A 17,661-nucleotide genomic window follows, 5' to 3' on the forward strand; every position below is an offset into this window, starting at 1 on the left:
TTTTAATCGAAGAAACATCAGTGCAAAAGAGAAGAGAAGCAGAGAAAGAGTCCGAATCCCTTTTGCAGTTTTCAACAACAAAATTGTTCTAAAGCTACTCGGCAATCTCAGCAGTCCTCCATCAAAAATTTACCAGACAGACTCCCGCATGTAGATTAAGTGTGAATTTCCTTTGAAGATGCCAAATGTCACTTCCGCAGTTGGATTGTCACTACCAATTTTGAGCCATTCCAGACCGGCAGCATCTAAGTCATATTCCAGATCAATACTGCCACCATTACCATCACCTGGGGCGCTCAAGCTCAATCCGCTGCCACTGCCAAAAACCAAAGTACCACCTCCGGTAGCCGATGTTTCACCAGCGCCAATAGAGATTGGAGATACAGGTAACAGCATGGTTGCATGATAAGGGGTACAGCTATCCGCAGTGTTTAGAACAAAACTGCTACCATCAAAGTATTCGGTCACAACGGGAACTGCTAGCGGGAGAGTTTCCGGCCCATAAGCGTTCTGTAAGCGCATTTGTCCATAGCGCTGTTCTCCCCCAAGAATTGCCCCAAGAGTATAGCTATGACAAACACCGTCATTATCGGGTTCATAGCAGACACCATCAGCATCCTGCAGATCACTAGAGAGTAAGCTAAGGTCTACCCGTGTAGTAAATGGCTCTACAGCCGCAATAGGCTTGCTATACGTCAATTGATCGCCACTTATTTGTACGGTGCCACTGCCGTCGTAATCTGTTGTGCCCGACAAACTGCTTGTTCCCGTCGTTGAAAGGTTGACAGTAAATAGTTCAGTACCAGAATGGCTATAGTCACGGCTGCTCAACAAAGCCGAATAGCGCCAGAAGTCCCCTCCATAGTTCAATAGAGTCCCGCCATTTATTCCAAGGGCGGTAACTGTCAGGACAGGGTCAACCAGAAAACCAAATTCTTGCCCCAAATACGTATAATTGCCCGCGTTGCAACCATGCCCTAACTGGGGGATATTGGCTGAAACAGCAAAGCGATCCGGGATAAAGCGGCCAATAAAGCCAGAAAGAGAACCGGAAGTATTTCCGCTGCCGAGATAACTGCCATCTGCCACAGACGGTAATACCGTTATAATCCCGGCCTCATTCCAACTGAATTTCCCACAAACATAACCGTGCGCAATCTCTCCCTCGCAATTGGTTCCGAACAGATCGAAGCTTCCCACCAAAGGAGGGTTATGCTGTCCATCCGGGGCCTCTAGATTCTGGGCCAACTGTACCGATTCAGCAACAGCTTCTTGTCCATAGTTCGGGGTCACATTACCGCTGGCATTTCGCGCTGAGACTTCGACAGAGAAAATTTCTCCAGCTGTGGTAAAGATTCCACCGACAGCTGACGTCGCGCCTGGATTACCCGGCACCGTCACCTGAAAATGATCTGGCCGGGTGATAAAAGAGTCTACTCCGGTCATCACCAGGCCGGCATCATCACCACTGCCCAGATAATATGCGTTTAAACTCATCTCTCCAACATCGGCATAAGAAACTTCGATCTCGGCTACTCCGTTACTGTCAAAGAACAGGCTATAACTAGTCCCTGGTGAAGGTAAAGTCATAGGGATATTATTTATTTCTATTTGGTAACTACCACTCTCTGGGTTCAAGTATTCCGACCAGAAGGATACATTTTTGCTCACGTCTTGAAAACCAGGGACACATTGTTCAGAAGTGAGATCTTTACGCACAGCTGAAAGAGTGACCGTTTGCGTTATATCTGCGATATGGTCCGGGACATCAAAAATAAATCCTGAGTCATGAAATTCCAAAGAACAGTCAGATTGTTCCGTTGCCCCGACAAAACATCGCGGCAAGTTTTCAGCCAGAAATTCTGCTCTGTCGCCAACAATTCCTAACGTGGCAGTTTCTGCAGAAGTGTGCCAGAGCTGTAAAATGTCACCACTGAGGAATGTCTGTGCATTGCCACCAACCCATTCTGATGGAGACAACGTGGCCTGAACATTACCGGCAAACTCAACAGTACAGTCGGCATCCAGGCAAGCCCTCACCCGTATATTTTCGGGCGAACAGGTCAGCGCTGAGCCATCATGATAGAAGCGGTAATGGTGGATACTGTTGTATGGCAGCATGGAAGTTGCACACACTTGGAGGTTGTCAATCTCATGGATGTTACGCGAACCACCGGTCGAACCCGTCATGGAGATCAACCAGTTTTCGGGGACCGCAGCCTGCCCTGCTTGAACCAATGCATCATAGACCGGGATAATCGTTTCATAACCTGAGCCAACATCTCTCTCGACCGAAACATAGGCATGGAGATTATCTTCATGATCGATTGTCACCCGATAATGATGACCATATTCCGGGGTCGAACTACCAGAGTCATCAATCGGAGGGGTAAGCGCCCCGCTCTCACCATGCAACAAATATCCAGTCTGCCCGGATCCAGATCCACGGACAGCGACCGAATCAAGCACTCGAGCGGAGGGAGAACCACCGTCGCCGCGACATTCACCATCGTTGCGAAAATTCCCGAATTCATCAATACCGAGCCCTAACCATCCCCCCGCAAAACCGCTGATTCCACATCGTTGTGCATAGCCGAGAGAGCCGCCATAGCCCCCTGGGATTGGAGTAATCGCTGCATCTGAGAACACCACCGCCATACCATCAGCGCCACTCCCGCCGTAAGCGTAATGGTCAAACTCATAGACCATTTTATTTCCAGCCCCAGGAAACAAACGCAGTAAAGATGCAGCGGTTGACACACTATTGGAGGAATCGGTCATTCGTAACCGGCCATTGACGATCCGGGGATTACCAAAAGATCCGAGGCTATTTGAAACAGCCCAATTACTCTCAAGGTCTGTCCGGTTAAAATCATCGTTAAAACATTGCAATTCAGGTTCGGCCTCACAAAAAGAACCACCATCAAGATTATCGACACCTGATGGAGAGTAGGAAACAACAGAATTGCTAGACAATAATACGATATCGTTGTCAGCAGCAATGGCACCATTGAAGTGGGAGTTATTCGTTAAACTGACATTCCCGGCACTGTACAACAGAAATTGAGTATCAACATTTTGAATCTCATACTGCACATCGTTATAGGCGACGATCAATAAATTCTCGACACTTCCGCCAGTATTAATTGACATATTCCACGGAAAAGTTACAGCAGATTGAATATACAAACGCGCTGTTCCACTGCCCTCAACACGAATCTCCACTTGAGTTGCCGAAGAAAGCGATCCAACCCAATAACTGCTTCCGCCCCTCAAAACCAAGCTATCCTGATAATCGAGAATCAACTCATCGATATAGTAGGTTGTGTGGTCTCCAGCATCGGTTATCGTTGTCCCATTACCATTCGATCTGAGGACCCCATAAGACTGAGCTGACAAGGTATAAGCACCAGTGCCCGCAGCATAAGGAATGTTAACATCCACCTTGGGTTCGGTTGCAGTTAAAAAGGAGGGAAGCGTAACCGCATCAGCAGGAACTCCGGTTTCAATACAATCAACATCTCCGCAGGTTTCAAGACCATAAGAGTTATATGTAATTGCGTATGCGCTCTCCAACCGGTTATCCGGATCATTCAAGACCTGCCCATTCCATCCGATGACAATATGACCACTGTTGGAAGTATTTTGTAACGCACTACCAAAAATAGTTGAACAGCTCAGCCCGGCAGAGTCTGATACCATATAGAGATGGAACAACACCACCAGAAGCAATATTCCCCCATACTTCAACCTTTTTAGTTTGACGGCTATTGAAAAATAGCTCATGGAAAACCAACCTTCATCTGCACCCTACGCGAAATAAAATCAGGCGAACCATAACTGCCAAATGTTGCCGTCGCATTGATATGATACACATCATATGGACCGATAGAACCTTCGGTAAAGGGTTGACTGGAACAAAGAACATTGACATTAAAACTATCCAAATCCAGCGTCCCATTACATGATTCACCAGCTTTGGCTCGCGCTGCCCCCCATTCCAGCCCACTGCGCGCAGCCTGATAGGCTCTGGCTCCTTGCAGGGCAAAGACACTGGTAGAACTTTGTACCCCGATCATCCGCACCATCACCAGCCCCAGCAGCGATAAAACCACAAGGATAAAAATGGCTTGCACCAGAGTAAATCCAGATTGTTTTTTTGAAAATGATAAATTCTTCATGGCACATTCACTACATGAACCTGATGCAGCAGAGTTATGGTTTCACCGACCTCTGATAACGACAATTGCAAAGTTACCAACCCTGCTCTCTGGCTGGCACCGGGATCATAACTGAACTGACATCCGGCAATATTCCGCGCCACAAGGTCCGCGTCACTGCTGGGCGGTGTTGCTTGCACTGTCGCAATCGGATAACCATCGTAGCGGTTCAAGACGCCCCCTTCACAAGCATAGGTGACCGGTTGATCAACAATAAAAAAACGCTGATAGGGGGATGAATTGGCAAAATTATAGTTGGGGATCATGTTGATATGTGTCGCTGTGCTTCCTGCGCCAACCACAGTCCGGTTGGCAGAGAGAGGATCATAGGCGTTGCCAACGATCCCCGTAGAAGAGACATTGTAGACAACCAAACTGTCATTGGCTACAGGAGTCAGACTTAAGCTCCCCAACACATCAAAACCAGCATCAGCCGCAGTAAAATCTAAGATATCGCCCCCAGTTACCGGATCGGGATAACGACGGTAACGTCCACCAGCCACGCTATTCAACATCTCCAGATACTGTCCGGTTCCATCGATACGGATACTGTTCGGTAACGCATGGCGAATATCGCGTTGCATCCTGCGCAAAGACATCTCCGCCTGATCCACCAAACGGGTTCTCCGGGCAAGATCCATATATCCGCTGACGGGTGCAACAATAAACCGCCCACCGAGAGCCGCAAGAATCCCAACGATGACCATAACAACGATCAATTCTATCAGGGTAAATCCAGTCGCAGAGGTTATTCGATGGGGTGACTGCATACCGCCCTCAGTAATCTGCACGATAGCCAGTCAGGAGCAAACTCTCTCCTGCTGGATCCGTGACCGTAATATCAATCCTTAGCCCTGGGACTTCTAAACCTGCTGGTCCATAGTTTTGTGGTTGAACACTCACGTGAACTAAATAGCGATCAAGTCCGACGATTGGGTGACCATTTTGATCAACCGCTCCGTCATCAGCTAAGCCATCGTAATCATCGACATCATCGTAGAGGAGACGGCTCCCTTCACCATCAGTGTCCGGGTCGTTAAAATTCTGCAGACTAATCTCTTCCATATAGGCTTCAGCAATGGCGATTGCCTGGTGCCTCAGCACTGGATCAGCGGAATGGAGGGTGGTGTAATTCATCACCGACATCACCCCGACCAAGGCAACAGAGATCACCACCATGGCAACAATCAACTCAATCAGGGTGAATCCCTGATCTTTTTTACTACCTTCTAAATTTTTCATGGGGCATCCACATAGCCGGTTTCAGCCACCACATTAAAGCTGTAACTGCCACCGTTGATTACAACCGATACATCACTATCACTACGTCCCATCGCATCGAAAATAAAGCGGCCAGGGGTGGCAAGAAGATTGACATTTTTAATAACATTACTGGTGAAGGGATGGCTGGTAATTGTTGCGAATGCCCCAGTGGTGCAATTGGTTGCATGTTGTTGTAGGGCATAACTGTTAGCAGAGATATCCACCTGAACGTCACAGCCACTGGCCACCGCTAGTTTTTGCGCATAGCGCACAGCGTCTACCAGTTCATCGTAGGCAGCTCGATCTTGATAGCCACTCAGGTTGAAAAACTTAGGCAACGCAACTGCTGACAAAATTCCCAGAAGGAGAAGGATGACAACAAGCTCAACTAAGGTAAAGCCTTTATTGTACCATTGTGCAAAATAACTTTTATTCATCACTTACTATTGGCATACAACAACCACCTGAACAAAAATGGGGCCTAAAGGCCCCATTTAGATTGAAAAGAAGCCAAACAACTGGCGACACAACAAAATTCTTTCTAATAGTCATTATTCACAATCAGTTATATCTATAGTTACAGTTGCGGCGGTTGTGTCTGTGGCTTCAACATAGGTCACATCACATCCAGTTGCACCATCAGGCGCATCATCCAGTGTAAAAGTACCAGCGTCATAAGAGAATCCACTTAACGCAACAGCAGATTCAATACTACCTGCAGTTCCTGCTGCAGCAGCGGCAGGGTAGCCGTAAACAAGAGCGATTGAAGTCCCTTCCATATCGACAGTTTGACCTGACGCAGCAGTCACATCAGCCCCCTTAACCAACGCTTGTGCATGTGCCAGCGCCGTGGCAGATTGTATAGCACCTCCGAGTCCAGCTACAGCTGATTCCCGAGCATCAACCTGCATATCTACAAACTTAGGCACCGCAACCGCTGCCAAAATTCCCAAAATAACAATAACAACGACCAGTTCGATCAAGGTAAAACCATTTTGATTTTTCATTTTAAAGCTCCTTTTGGTTTGGTGATTTCTATTACCGTGAAATCGTTAAATTATATTGCTGTACTTTTAATCATCCCCAAGGCTTAAGCCAACGATAGGGCTCTTCCTCTTTCAGGGTTAATCCAGAGATATACTTTGTTTCTCCACCCTTTAGCCTATCGGAATAAACCGGATAAATCTTAAATCTTGCCCGTGCTGGTTCGCTTAACTCGGTGACAAAATAGAGTTGATTTCTTACCATATAAATCAACGCTTGCTCTTTGCTGTCGTAGAACCAACTCCCCTTTTCGATGTCTTCAATCCTGTAATGGCTGATCACACCAAGGTAGTTATTCGGTTTTTCAGATAATAGTTCCATCGGGTTACTGTCGACCAGTTTTTTTAACCCGGTCATATTACCAGCGACATAATGTCCAGCAACTTGCATGCTGATGGCACTGCGCATAACGCCGAGATCATGTTCCATGGATGTCCGTTCGACATCGACAAGGAGCTGATAATAACGGTTGAGGGCGACAAACCCAAGAACACTGATCACGGTTATAACAATAACCAGTTCTAAAAAAGTGAAACCACGCTGCTTCACCTTGGCATTATTCGAACAAGCATTAATGTTCACTTATAAAGTATTCCCTAGTTTCATTAATTAATCAAGCCTTAATATTCTCGCAGGTCTGCAAATTACAACGACTTAACTCCTAACGAGCGATACTGGCCAGATTCCACATCGGCAAGAAGACACCCAACGCCAATACCAAGACCATTCCACCGATGACCACAATCATGATGGGTTCGATGGCGCTGGAAAGATTTTTCAGATCATAATCCACTTCACGTTCATAAAATTCCGCCACATCTTCCAACATCACATCGACAGAGCCTGACTCTTCACCGACCGCCAGCATCTGCAAAACCAACGAGGTAAACATACCGGTTTGGGTGGCACTGCGGGTTAAAGTATCACCACGCTCTACGCCATTACGGATAGCTTCAATCTTCTCCCCGACATAAGCATTGTCGACCGCCCGAGCAGTAAAACCCAGAGCCTGTGACAACGGTATTCCAGCGGTATAGCTCATATTGAAGCTCCGCGAAAAACGGACCAAGGTCGAACGCAGGATAATATCGCCAACCAATGGGATTTTCAGCTTATAGCGGTCCCAGAGATAACGCCCCTTTTCGGTCTTCAATCCTTGCTTAACAGCGATAAGTAGAAGGATGAAAAGGGCAAGCAGCAAATACCAGTAGTTTTGCATAAAAGCTGAAATTCCCATCAGTATCCTCGTCGGTAATGGTAATTCGGCTCCAGCGCTAGCAAAAACTTTTTCGAATGCCGGTATCACAAACAGGCTGATAAAGACGATCGCGATAGCAATAGCGGTCAACACAAACGAGGGGTATCGAAGCGCGGATTTAACTTTATTGATGGTATCTTTTTCACGCTCAAAATATACAGCGAGCTGGATGAAAACCTCATCGAGCTTCCCCGTCACTTCTCCAACCTGAACCATCCGACATAAGAGGGCCGGAAAAACATCCGAATGACGGCTAAACGCGCCAGAGAGTTCCATCCCCGATTCTAAATCATCCACGACCGTACCGAGGGCCTCTCCCAGAGTTGGATTGCGCGATGTCTCAACCAGCCCACGCAAAGCTCTGATCAACGGCACTCCCGATGAATTTAGAGTGTACATTTGCCGACAAAAAAGGATGAGGTCATCCAAGCGTACTTTGGTTTTTCGCCGAAAGGGTAGATAACCACTGAGATCGAATGTTTCTTTTTGATCAATGGAAATGATGCTGATTGGGACAATCATACTTGCTTGAAACTGACTGGCGAGACTCTCAGCAGAGGAGGCTTCCGTCTGCCCTTCCAACAAGTTCCCTTCAGCATCTCTGGCTTTATACTGAAACAATGGCATTATTTATTCCATCAGCTTCTATCGGGTTTAGGCGTTTGTTCGACAGACTGCGGCGATGTTGGCTCTGGCGCCAAAATCAAACTCTCATCAATCTGACCGGAGACACGTAACACTTCATCCATACTTGTGATCCCCTCCAAAGCCAACAATAAGGCGCTGTCCGACAGGCTGACAAAACTTGGTAATTGGTTTGCCAAAGTCGCAAATGCAGCGCTATCATTTCGCCGTAGAGCATCGGCTAGATCAAAGTTGATTTCCAGAAGTTCAAAAATTCCGATCCGGCCGCTGTAACCGGTATTGTTACAAGCAGGGCAACCTCTCCCCTTCTTGAAATCGGCCCCTTCAAGGGGGCGATTAATCCGCCCCTTGTAGCTACGGAGCCAACTTTTTGTATTGGTCTCAAGAGGATCAGCGCAATGGCAGTTATCACAAATTTTGCGCACCAGTCGTTGAGCAAGAACCGCCCGGAGTGAACTGGCCACGACATAGCCTTCGGCCCCCATCTCAATCAAACGCAATGCGGTACTGACAGCATCATTGGTATGCAATGTCGAAAGGACAAGATGGCCTGTCATTGCTGCCCGCAAGGCGATATCACTGGTCTCCTTGTCGCGCATCTCACCGACCATGACAATATCTGGATCCTGTCGCAACCCGGCACGCAGTACCCGTGCAAAATCGAGCCCTATCTTCGGATACACCTGCACCTGATTAATCCGGGGCAAGCGATATTCAACCGGATCTTCGACAGTAATAATCTTCTTTTCGTCACTATTAAGTTCGTTCAACGCACCATACAAGGTCGTGGTTTTACCGCTACCAGTCGGTCCTGTCACCAGAACCAGACCGTGGGGACGATGCAGTTGCCGACGAAAACATTTAAGGAGTGCTGGTGGCATGCCGACATGTTCGAGTTGGAGTATTCCGCTGGATTGATCGAGCAGACGCATAACCACTGACTCACCATACTGCAGAGGCATGGTGGAGAGGCGAATATCAACGCTACGACCTTTCACCCGGACATTAAAACGGCCATCCTGAGGCAATCTCCGTTCCGAGATATCTAACCCACACACCAGTTTCAAGCGTGAAACCAAAGCTGCTGCGATCCGTTTTTCCTTCATTATTTGTTCATGTAAAACACCATCAACCCGCTGCCGGATTCGTAATACTTTTTCATCAGGTTCAATGTGGATATCAGAAGCGCCAATCTGAACCGCATCTTCAAACAAGGATTTCAACAGCCGGACAACCGGAGCATCCTCAACATCTGTTTCAGCAAGCAACTGCTCCAGATTTGAATCGCCCTGAGAGAGTTCCTCTCCAAGCTCTTCGGCAATGGTGACAATTTCCTGAGTCCGGCGATAAACAGTATCCAGAGCTTTCAGAAGTTCAGACTCATAGACAACAGCTAAATTCATCGGCCGCTTGAGTTTTTTGGCCAGTTCATCATAGGCATAAATATCGGTCGGATCAGCAACTCCGACCAACAAACGATCTTCATCTTCCCCAAGCACCATCGCCCGAAATCGACGGGCAGCTGTTTCCGGCAATAACCTGACCACTTCAGGTTTATAGTTATAATGTTTGAGGTCAATAAACGGCAGCCCCATCTGGTTAGCCAGAAATTCATGGAACTGGTGTGAGGTCACAAGCCCTAACTCAATCAACGTGTTTCCAAGCTTTCCCCCGGTTTTTTTCTGCGTTGCCAGGGCGCTCATCAACTGCTCGTTAGTAATAATCCCATTTTTGACCAATAGATCCCCGATGCGGATTTTTTGCCGGGGGGCTCTCACTTGTTCAGTGGCCATTATTGCTCCTCATCTTCACGTCCTATAAAGCCTGCAAGCGGCTTTGAATATAATTTTCTAATTCTGGTCGTAAGCCAGGTAAACTCAAGGCTCGTTGATACGCACTGCGGGCTTGCGTCATTTGCCCCAACTGCTCCTCAGAAATGGCCAATCCCATCCACCAGAGCGCTGCTTGCGGGCGGACTTGCAATAACTGACGATAGAGCTGACGGGCGGCAAAAAACTGTTTTGTCTCCTGCAACAGCGCTGCCAATAACGCATGATATTCCAAATCTTGATCGATCAGCGGCGCAGGCTTTGACTGGAGCAGAGTGATCGCTTCAGAATAGCGTTGACCATTCATCAATAAGCGGGCGTATAACTTGCGTAAAGCTGGATTCTCCGGGGTCAGCTGAAGCCCTTGCTGCAAAACTTCCTCGGCCTCGTCCAACTGTTGGCGCTGCTGCAACACCCCAACAAGGCGAAGGCGAGCATCCAACAACGCCGGATTAAGACTGAGAGCCTGGTTAAAGTAACCCACGGCCGACGTCCACTCCTGATTTCCCAGCTTTTCTAGACCGAGGGTGTAAGCCTGCTGATCCGGGCTGAGAATATTCTTGTTTTTACTGACTTTCGATTTTGCTGCTAACGTGCTGTGGTTCGGCACGCTTTCGACGGCTGGTTCTACTGGTGGCGCTGGGGTCTGTATTTGTGGCTTTTCAGCGATCTCGCGAGGCCCAATAATATCAATCAGCAAGAGATATCCCTGGGTTAAATCATTCACCAATTGCACACTTTGAACCTGAGCACCGGAGTTCAAATCAACCAAAAGCTGCCAGACCTCTTTTTGCGGCAGCAAGCTGATACGTTGCAGGATCGTCCCGGTCAATGGTGGAATTTCAAAATCTGCACCAATCTGAAGGTTATTAAAACTCAGAACCAGTTGCGCCACCCCCAAACCATTCTGCAATAAACGATATTCTGGAAGCTTGCCAAAATAGAGATTCAATTGCACGGCACCATCAGCCTCGACGACGTCAAGGCCAAGAAGCTCTGTCTCTGGGTCTACAACAATCCCCGAACCGTTATCAACAGCAATAGTTGTAGCTAACAGCTGTTGTTGGTCTATTTCAGCCTCAAGAGTCGAGGGAACAGTTCTCTTTTCAGAAATCACCGCTGGGACAACTGGAGACGGGATCAACTCCTGCTGAGAAACAGGAGCCCTGGGTACAATAGCAGAGAGAGAGGTCACTGCTATCCAGATCAGCACACCTAAAAATAACGCCCCGCTGCAAACCAGTCGCGGTTTCAGGGAGAAAAGCTTCTCACTCACCGTCACTGGATCTTGATGAGGAGTTTGAGCCTGTTTCTCCTGCTGCTTACGCCGGTCTAAATCGCGCAGCATCTCATTAATCAAACTCATTGCAACGCCCTCCAGGCAAGCAGGGTTACAGCAACGACCACCATAATCAGATTGATCTCCCAAGAATAAGGTCTGAATATCCTCCAAGGAGAGGATTTCAATTCCCGGGTTGTATCCTTGACTGCACGGAGGACAATCTTGCGGTCAATCCTCCTGACCCCTTTTCCATAACCAGCTAACATCGACTTATGGGCGAGCAGATTAATCATTCGAGGGACACCATAACTGGCTCGATGCAACAATCTGACAGCTCCGGGAGTGAATAAACTTTGACCATCAAACCCGGCAATCTGAAGGCGATGATCAAGGTAAGCTGATAATTCCTGCGGATGCAAAGTTGTCAAAGTGTAGGAAAATGTGATCCGTTGTCTGAGTTGACGCAAGTTATCTTCAGCGAGTCGCTGTTCAAATTCAGGCTGTGCAAAGAAGAAGATATGCAATAATTTTTCTTTTTCTGTCTCTAAATTGCTTAACAGACGTAACGCTTCTAAACTTCGATGTGGCATCGCCTGTGCTTCGTCAATGAGAACCACCAACGGCCGCTGCATTTTTCTCAATCGCACCAACTCGGCAAAAATCCCCTGACAGAGTTGCTGTAAAGAGGCCTCTTCAGGAAGATCAAGTTGAAGATCATGAGTGATGGCCTGGTAGAGTTCCAATGGGGTCAATAACGGATTCGGCAGATAAGCGATAGCGCAATCTTCTTGTAACAACTTCAACAACTGACGACAAAGGAGGGTCTTCCCGGTACCAACCTCGCCGCTGACATGGACAAACCCTTCACCGTTACGTAGGGCTATCAACAACACATTCAATGCTTCTTGATGACCGCTATAACGGTAAAAGTATTCCGTATCCGGCGTCAGAGAAAAAGGTTTCTCTTTGAGACCATAGAACTGTTCATACATACAGTTGTCCTGTTGGACTAAAATTGCCGCCAGTTCTGCTGAAACTTAGGAGAGATCTGGTTAACCCTTTGCCTTGATACATCCAAACTGCGTTGCCAGTCATCGGGACTGACGATTACCTGAGGACGAAGCAGAATCACCAACTCGCTTTTACGTGAAACCGACTTGGTATGGCGAAAGAGTGCTCCAACTCCCGGAATATCGCTCAACAGAGGAACCCCAGATTCCTCCTTTTCAGTGTTGTCCTTCATTAAGCCACCAATGACAACTAATTGGCCGCTGTTTGCATAAACGACACTGTCGGATTCACGGATAGTACTGTAGGCCACAGGAATGCTTTGATTCACCCCAAATGCATTAATTTGCTTGTTTTGATCGACAACTTCACTGACAGTTGGGTGGATGTGCAGGGTAATCCTGCCTTGGGCATCAATCTGCGGGGTCACATCAAGGGCAATCCCAGAAAAAAACGGGGTCAAAGTGATATCATTGGAACTGGTTGTTGTCGTCCCGGTGTTGGTGTCACTGGAGATATCGGTGACAAAATATTCATCAGAACCAACCTTAATCACTGCTTTCTGATTATTGATGGTTGAAATCCGCGGGCTGGATAAAACCTGAACATCCCCCTGGCTCTCCAACATCTCGACAAAACCCTGAAAATCATTAAAATTTAAAGCAAGGCTGAAAACACCACCAAAGGAAAGTGAGTCCAATCCATCCTGCAACACATCCCCCGGAGTTAGATTGCCACTATTCCCTTCGCTTTCAGAATAACCACTATCAAACACACTACCACCACCGGTTTGTCCCGCAAGGATACTCTTGCCGCTACCAGGTTCTCCGAGTACGGCCCAATTGATGCCACTCTGAAAACCGTCGGAGAGACTTACTTCTATAACTTTAGCTTCAATAACAACCTGGCGTTGCAGATTGTTCTGGATCGTCTTGAGATATTCTCCAACCAAGCGCAATTCATCAGGCATGGCAACAACAGCGACAACACTTGCTTGAGGTTGGACGACAACCTTTCGGCCATCTTCACTGCCGACCAAGTTCTGAATTGCACCGCGCAGTTCCGTCCAGAAATCGGCCGTTGATTCAGTGTCAATCTGGCTGCCAGAAGTCGATCCATTATTGCTGTTGTTATTATTGTCATCCGTATCAGAGTCATTGGATTGAGTCACCTGCCCGGAACTTACACGGGTCTGTGACATCCCAGAACGGACCAGATTGAGATAGTTAACTTGAAACGTTTGCGTCTGCAATCCTGCCGGCATCACCTGATAAATATTACCGGTCTGAAAATAGGGATAACCATAGACGTTATGAATGACCTGAAGAACTTCCTCAATCGTTGTATTTTTCAGATCGACACTTATCTCACCAGCAACATCGGGATGAACAACCATATTGATCGGACTGCCTTCAACCAAACTCATAAAGAAATCACGAGCGGCCACCTGACTTGCGGCAATATCAAAACGTACGGCATCCTGCATAGCGTTAGGCATCAGCATTTGCCCGTCGGGAATCAAAGCTGAGCTGATTTCAGGAGGGAGGGGGGGGACTTCTGGCTTGGCCTCCAGCGTCCCAGGCTCTTCCAACGTCTGATTGATCGCCTCTATTGGCAATCCCCCCCGTGGAGAAGGTGCACAGCCGGCAAAAACCAGCAAACAAAACATGGCGGCAATCGTTATCCGACATCGGTGGAATGAAAACATTTTCACAGTTTGCTCCCTTTTCCGGTCCCCTTGTTGATTAACACCTTCTTCAAACCTGTTCCAGCCCGGCGCAGCACAAGTTGTCCCTGCTTATTTTTTAAAGTCACCCGATCCGCATGAATCTGCACTAGTTCATAACCCTCTAGCCGTTCACCGACTTGCAGTGATTCCCCGTTGATCACTGCAATTGCACGGTCTTGAGAGGTCAGCACCGCGGTCAATTGCCAGTCTCGCGTCTGCGCTTGAACCGCCCCCTTGGTGGCGGGAAGTTTACTGGCCTGCACCTCATAGTCGACGGGTCGCATCGGGTCAACAAACTGGTCTGCCAATACGGTAAAACTGCCGCCGGAAAAACTTAACAGGACTAGTATCAACAGGACTCTATTCACTCTAGCCACCAATCCAGCCCTCCGTTAAACTCAGAGTATAAACTTGCAAGCGGACTGTGGCTTGTGGATAGTCTTCTGATATGACTTCCACCTCTTCCCAGACCATAGAGCGCGGCAATTCTTCAAGCTGGTGTAAATATTTCAACAGAGTTAAATAATCACCAGAAAATTCAAGCTGCAATCGGTGCCGGTAGAGGGTTGGCGTTTCGACAGCTTCAGCCCCCTGCTCGTTCAGTTCCAATAATTCTGGAGCCAGATTTTCCAAACTCAACAGTTGTAATTTTTTCTGCTGGGTCAGCAGATCTTTTAATAATCCCGGCATTTCTTGCGGTGCAACAAGATTGACAATATTATTTTTAAGTTGTTGCTGAAGCCTTGTGGCTTCCTGCTCCAGAACATCGAGTCGGAGCAAATTTTGTTGGTCTGGGTCATGATCGACCCGCCCCAGAATTTCACCTTTACGGTTTTTCAGCTCGGCCAAATCCATGGTCAATTTATTCTGGATCCGCTGTGCCGCTTCTTTCTGCTGCGAAAATGGCGACAATATTAACAGATTGAATAGAAACATGAGGAGGACAACAGCAGCGACCAACAAAGCAACACGCTCCCGTTGGGGGCGGTGGTCATACCACTGCAATAAAGAAAAAGAGGTCTGTGTTGTCATCGCGCCCTCCCCTTCACAGAATCAAGCTCAAAGTCGATCAGATGCCCCCGATCTTGTATCCTCTTCAGTTGCAGATGAGAGAACACCTGTCCAGCAAAAATATTTTTTTCCCCGAGAAGATGGAGATACTCTGGCACTTTTTCAGCCGTCAATGCACTCCCTGAGAGTTGCACCTCCCGCCCCGCCTGCAACAGGCTGACCCGGCGCAACCAAAGACCTTTTTGGGGATAACGGGCTAATCCTTCGAGCGAGGCAAGAATATTTTTATTTTGCTGCTGATCCTGCTCTGAAAAATAAGCCAAGGCTTGCCGTTGACCGAGAATTGATCCCTCAACGCTCCTAATTTTTGCAGCGAGGAGAACATCCGGCTTCCGCACAGGGTATTGTTCTTCCAGTTCTGCGACCTGTTGAGCAAGGTCTTGTTGCTGCTGCCGCAAACCATCAATGCGCTCATCGAGTTGATTCACCTGCCAATAACAATACAGCCCAATTAATCCCAGACAGACAACAAAGAGAATCAACAGGACACTGACCTGACGGCTGCGAAAGGGCTCCGGTCGATCAATCAAGATATCCTGATAGAGGTTAATCTGCTGCCGCATTAATTATTCTCCTGCCGCAAAGCGCCACCAATTGCGAAAAGGCATCGATTAAGTTCGATCTGTTGGCTACCTTCAGGAACCTCCAAGATATTTTCGAAGCTGAAAGCCTCAACATTTACACTCAAATATTCATTCAGAGAGTGGACAACTTCGGGGATCTCGTTCTGCGTTTGCGCGACCAGTAGACGGGACACCAACGGCAGGTGAAAATTACTCTCGCAATAATCGAAAGAGCGCTGAATCTCCAAAACAATGGAGTCTATCTGCTCTGCCAATGCTTCATCATCCTGCTTCGAAACGGCCAATAAATCATCCATACCAATGCTGAGCCAACGCACTAAATAAAGGGTGCCGTCACGGACAATCACCAATACGCCGTTATGCTTCAACAACAATAGAACTGCCAAACCACGCTCATCCTCAGTAAATAATTCACAGATATTCCGCAAAGAAAACTCAGGGATGTCGATCGCAGAAATGGCCAACCCGCTCTGTTTGGATATTGCAAGCCATTGACGTAATATTTGTTGCTGTGCCGATACAGCATAGAGGGCAGGTTTCTTTTCACTACTGAAGGGTTCAACCTCAAACAGATCGATAACAGCATCTGCCGCTGGATAATCAAGGCGCTCACTTATTTTCCAGCGTACAGCATCGCGCTGTTCAGCTTTGGGGATTTCAGCGACATCGACTTGCATAAGTTGGTAGGAATCGGCAGGGAGGATGATAACAGCGGGAGATTTTTTCAGGTCTGTTTCGCGAACTTGCTGCTCCAAATAATGCTGACGATCTGCAGAAACAGAGGAGGAATAAAAACTGGCCTGCTGCAAAGTCGCTCGCCCGGCCTTATCTCTCTTAACACTGGCAAAGGAGAGGCCGTCGGACTCTGAAGAGACACAAACACAGACATCAGTCTTTCGCTTTTTCCCTTTAAAAAGTCCCAGAGTGAAGCCTCCTTAAAATGATTTTTTTGTAATTACTAATGTTTTGGCAAATTAAACATCATTATCAAACAATTATCAACAAAAAAAAGACAGCCAAAGCTGTCTTTTTTCTAAAACAATAGTTATAACTACTTGGTAACTGTAGTTTTTTATTTCTTTAAAGCTTGCTCGCCTGTTCTGCCAGATAAGAAGAGACACCATCACCGTCTGCAACCATCCCTTTATCGCCTTTGTTCCACCCTGCGGGACAGACCTCGCCGTACTGTTCATGGAATTGTACCGCATCAACCATCCGCAGCATTTCATCAATATTCCGCCCCAGTGGCAGGTCATTGACCACTTGATGGCGGACGATCCCCTCTTTATCAATCAGGAAAGAACCACGCAAAGCAACTCCATCAGGCTCAAACTCCACATCATAATCACGACAGATCTGATGCTTCACATCGGCAACCAACGGATATTTGACAGCACCAATGCCACCATCGTCAATCGGGGTGTTACGCCATGCAGCATGAGTAAACTGAGAATCGATGGAACAACCGACAACCTGAACATTCCGCGCCTCAAATTCTGCAATCCGGTGACTAAAAGCGATAAGTTCAGTTGGACACACAAAGGTGAAATCAAGGGGGTAAAAAAACAGAACAATATATTTCCCTTGATAATCAGACAGACTAAAATTGTCATTCATAGTGCCATCAGCCATCACTGCAGGGGCATTGACTTGCGGGGCTTCTTTTCCAACCAGTACACTCATTCTCGAACTCCTTTAATTTTTATTGTTTAAAAGTTGTTGCGTGGG

At 47.4% G+C, this 17,661-nt stretch carries 17 protein-coding genes; all 17 read right to left on the reverse strand.

From position 1 onward, the window contains the following. Nucleotides 1-129: 129 nt before the first annotated feature. The 17 genes from BLU87_RS03280 to BLU87_RS03360 all read right to left on the reverse strand — a co-directional run bounded on the left by BLU87_RS03280 (nt 130) and on the right by BLU87_RS03360 (nt 17,616). Nucleotides 130-3,786 (reverse strand): DUF6701 domain-containing protein, encoded by a 3,657-nt coding sequence (locus BLU87_RS03280; protein WP_092344706.1) that lies wholly within the window; start codon nt 3,784-3,786, stop codon nt 130-132. Beyond that, nucleotides 3,783-4,181, reverse strand: a complete 399-nt coding sequence (locus BLU87_RS03285) for a pilus assembly protein MshP (protein ID WP_092344708.1) — start codon at nt 4,179-4,181, stop codon at nt 3,783-3,785. The genes BLU87_RS03280 and BLU87_RS03285 overlap by 4 nt, the downstream gene beginning before the upstream one ends. Further along, nucleotides 4,178-4,990, reverse strand: a complete 813-nt coding sequence (locus BLU87_RS03290) for a type II secretion system protein (RefSeq protein WP_092345439.1) — start codon at nt 4,988-4,990, stop codon at nt 4,178-4,180. The genes BLU87_RS03285 and BLU87_RS03290 overlap by 4 nt, the downstream gene beginning before the upstream one ends. A 7-nt stretch (nt 4,991-4,997) precedes the next feature. Then, the gene (locus BLU87_RS03295; RefSeq protein ID WP_092344710.1) at nt 4,998-5,462 is read right to left on the reverse strand and encodes a type IV pilus modification PilV family protein; all 465 of its coding nucleotides are present in this window, start codon (nt 5,460-5,462) and stop codon (nt 4,998-5,000) included. Next, on the reverse strand, nt 5,459-5,920 hold the full coding sequence (locus BLU87_RS03300) for a GspH/FimT family pseudopilin (protein WP_092344712.1): 462 nt from the start codon (nt 5,918-5,920) through the stop codon (nt 5,459-5,461). The genes BLU87_RS03295 and BLU87_RS03300 overlap by 4 nt, the downstream gene beginning before the upstream one ends. A 114-nt stretch (nt 5,921-6,034) precedes the next feature. Continuing rightward, a complete protein-coding gene (locus tag BLU87_RS17755) occupies nt 6,035-6,490 on the reverse strand; it encodes a pilus assembly FimT family protein (RefSeq protein WP_092344714.1) in 456 nt (151 codons plus the stop codon). A gap of 70 nt (nt 6,491-6,560) precedes the next feature. After that, the gene (locus BLU87_RS03310) at nt 6,561-7,109 is read right to left on the reverse strand and encodes a type II secretion system protein (protein WP_092344716.1); all 549 of its coding nucleotides are present in this window, start codon (nt 7,107-7,109) and stop codon (nt 6,561-6,563) included. A gap of 79 nt (nt 7,110-7,188) precedes the next feature. Further along, nucleotides 7,189-8,412 carry a type II secretion system F family protein gene (locus BLU87_RS03315; protein WP_092344718.1) on the reverse strand — a complete coding sequence of 408 codons (1,224 nt, stop codon included), beginning with the start codon at nt 8,410-8,412 and terminating at the stop codon, nt 7,189-7,191. A gap of 11 nt (nt 8,413-8,423) precedes the next feature. Then, nucleotides 8,424-10,223, reverse strand: coding sequence for a GspE/PulE family protein (locus BLU87_RS03320; RefSeq protein WP_092344720.1), 1,800 nt, complete (start codon nt 10,221-10,223; stop codon nt 8,424-8,426). A gap of 22 nt (nt 10,224-10,245) precedes the next feature. Then, complete coding sequence (locus BLU87_RS03325) at nt 10,246-11,625, reverse strand: tetratricopeptide repeat protein (RefSeq protein WP_092344722.1); 1,380 nt, start codon at nt 11,623-11,625, stop codon at nt 10,246-10,248. Further along, nucleotides 11,622-12,533: an ExeA family protein gene (locus BLU87_RS03330; RefSeq protein WP_092344724.1), complete on the reverse strand. Its 912-nt coding sequence runs from the start codon at nt 12,531-12,533 to the stop codon at nt 11,622-11,624. Before BLU87_RS03330 ends, BLU87_RS03325 begins: the two co-directional genes overlap by 4 nt. Before the next feature lie 17 nt (nt 12,534-12,550). Next, the gene (mshL, locus tag BLU87_RS03335) at nt 12,551-14,257 is read right to left on the reverse strand and encodes a pilus (MSHA type) biogenesis protein MshL (protein ID WP_092344726.1); all 1,707 of its coding nucleotides are present in this window, start codon (nt 14,255-14,257) and stop codon (nt 12,551-12,553) included. 2 nt (nt 14,258-14,259) lie between these two features. Continuing rightward, nucleotides 14,260-14,646, reverse strand: a complete 387-nt coding sequence (locus BLU87_RS03340; protein ID WP_092344728.1) for a hypothetical protein — start codon at nt 14,644-14,646, stop codon at nt 14,260-14,262. Between the two features lies 1 nt (nt 14,647). Then, nucleotides 14,648-15,310 carry a type II secretion system protein GspM gene (gspM, locus tag BLU87_RS03345; protein WP_092344730.1) on the reverse strand — a complete coding sequence of 221 codons (663 nt, stop codon included), beginning with the start codon at nt 15,308-15,310 and terminating at the stop codon, nt 14,648-14,650. Next, entirely contained in the window at nt 15,307-15,912 is a 606-nt protein-coding gene (locus BLU87_RS03350; protein ID WP_092344732.1) for a PilN domain-containing protein, read from the reverse strand. The genes gspM and BLU87_RS03350 overlap by 4 nt, the downstream gene beginning before the upstream one ends. Then, nucleotides 15,912-16,742, reverse strand: a complete 831-nt coding sequence (locus BLU87_RS03355; protein WP_092344734.1) for a type IV pilus biogenesis protein PilM — start codon at nt 16,740-16,742, stop codon at nt 15,912-15,914. The genes BLU87_RS03350 and BLU87_RS03355 overlap by 1 nt, the downstream gene beginning before the upstream one ends. A 271-nt stretch (nt 16,743-17,013) precedes the next feature. Beyond that, the gene (locus BLU87_RS03360; RefSeq protein ID WP_092344736.1) at nt 17,014-17,616 is read right to left on the reverse strand and encodes a peroxiredoxin; all 603 of its coding nucleotides are present in this window, start codon (nt 17,614-17,616) and stop codon (nt 17,014-17,016) included. Nucleotides 17,617-17,661: the final 45 nt, after the last annotated feature.

The sequence above is a fragment of the Desulfuromusa kysingii genome (assembly GCF_900107645.1).
Classification (GTDB): domain Bacteria; phylum Desulfobacterota; class Desulfuromonadia; order Desulfuromonadales; family Geopsychrobacteraceae; genus Desulfuromusa; species Desulfuromusa kysingii.

Excerpts from the sequence above, each read along its gene's own strand:
- BLU87_RS03320 (WP_092344720.1), bottom strand. The coding sequence starts at position 10,223 with ATGGCCACTGAACAAGTGAGAGCCCCCCGGCAAAAAATCCGCATCGGG.
- mshL (WP_092344726.1), bottom strand. The coding sequence starts at position 14,257 with ATGTTTTCATTCCACCGATGTCGGATAACGATTGCCGCCATGTTTTGT.
- BLU87_RS03285 (WP_092344708.1), bottom strand. The coding sequence starts at position 4,181 with ATGAAGAATTTATCATTTTCAAAAAAACAATCTGGATTTACTCTGGTG.
- BLU87_RS03350 (WP_092344732.1), bottom strand. The coding sequence starts at position 15,912 with ATGCGGCAGCAGATTAACCTCTATCAGGATATCTTGATTGATCGACCG.
- BLU87_RS03300 (WP_092344712.1), bottom strand. The coding sequence starts at position 5,920 with ATGAATAAAAGTTATTTTGCACAATGGTACAATAAAGGCTTTACCTTA.
- gspM (WP_092344730.1), bottom strand. The coding sequence starts at position 15,310 with ATGACAACACAGACCTCTTTTTCTTTATTGCAGTGGTATGACCACCGC.
- BLU87_RS03295 (WP_092344710.1), bottom strand. The coding sequence starts at position 5,462 with ATGAAAAATTTAGAAGGTAGTAAAAAAGATCAGGGATTCACCCTGATT.
- BLU87_RS03325 (WP_092344722.1), bottom strand. The coding sequence starts at position 11,625 with ATGAGTTTGATTAATGAGATGCTGCGCGATTTAGACCGGCGTAAGCAG.
- BLU87_RS03330 (WP_092344724.1), bottom strand. The coding sequence starts at position 12,533 with ATGTATGAACAGTTCTATGGTCTCAAAGAGAAACCTTTTTCTCTGACG.
- BLU87_RS03360 (WP_092344736.1), bottom strand. The coding sequence starts at position 17,616 with ATGAGTGTACTGGTTGGAAAAGAAGCCCCGCAAGTCAATGCCCCTGCA.
- BLU87_RS03290 (WP_092345439.1), bottom strand. The coding sequence starts at position 4,990 with ATGCAGTCACCCCATCGAATAACCTCTGCGACTGGATTTACCCTGATA.
- BLU87_RS03280 (WP_092344706.1), bottom strand. The coding sequence starts at position 3,786 with ATGAGCTATTTTTCAATAGCCGTCAAACTAAAAAGGTTGAAGTATGGG.
- BLU87_RS03315 (WP_092344718.1), bottom strand. The coding sequence starts at position 8,412 with ATGCCATTGTTTCAGTATAAAGCCAGAGATGCTGAAGGGAACTTGTTG.
- BLU87_RS17755 (WP_092344714.1), bottom strand. The coding sequence starts at position 6,490 with ATGAAAAATCAAAATGGTTTTACCTTGATCGAACTGGTCGTTGTTATT.